The 642-nt window shown below is 43.5% G+C and carries 2 protein-coding genes; both read left to right on the plus strand.

The genetic code is table 11. From position 1 onward, the window contains the following. Nucleotides 1–261 (plus strand): hypothetical protein (locus tag N1032_RS25970; protein ID WP_259543505.1); only part of this gene is annotated, 261 nt, incomplete at its 5' end. Nucleotides 262–277: 16 nt separating this feature from the next. Then, nucleotides 278–642: hypothetical protein (locus tag N1032_RS25975; RefSeq protein ID WP_259543507.1), on the plus strand; the 365-nt coding region annotated here is incomplete at its 3' end.

Here is a 642-nt window from a genome sequence, read left to right on the forward strand (position 1 = left end):
GATTATATTCAGCGTTTCAGTGCTCAAGGGCATAGAATGTTACATGCTGATAAAAATGATCCCGTATTTGGCATGGGTGGTTCTGGTGTTCTTAATAGTCCAGCAGATCAGAGAATGTATTCTATTGTGGTGCGTAAGATGCTACAGCAGATGGTAAAAGATAATGGCGGTAGCCTAGATAAGACTGTTAAACGCTGGAGAGGCAACGATAACGATCATGCTTATTTCGGCAAGGTTCTAGCAGCTTATAAATCTGCTTAATTAAGGAGGTTTACCCATGAAAATAAGCAAACAGTTTAAAGAAGTGGGTGAACCTACAGACTGTGCTGATTTAGATTTCTGTAAGGCCGTACAGGATATGCTGCCTATTTGGAGGCATACCAGCCCGGAGAAGATGCAAGACAGGATGCAGCGCCTATTTGAGTCTCAGAATCGTTTTGAGTTTCACGCAATCGACGATGAAGGCCGTACAGCGGCTATCATGGTGATTACTTGTGACGATGAAGAAGCCCATATAGGCGAACCCGTCCTGATACCCGTAATGGCCTGTTCATTACAGCCCGGTTTACTAACTGGCGCTTACAGGTGGTTATTCCAGATTGCTAGGGAATATGGCATTAACTGGATTTATACAACTAAAAC

This window comes from Herbiconiux daphne (assembly GCF_024979295.1).
In the GTDB taxonomy this organism is placed as follows: Bacteria; Actinomycetota; Actinomycetes; order Actinomycetales; family Microbacteriaceae; genus Herbiconiux; species Herbiconiux daphnes.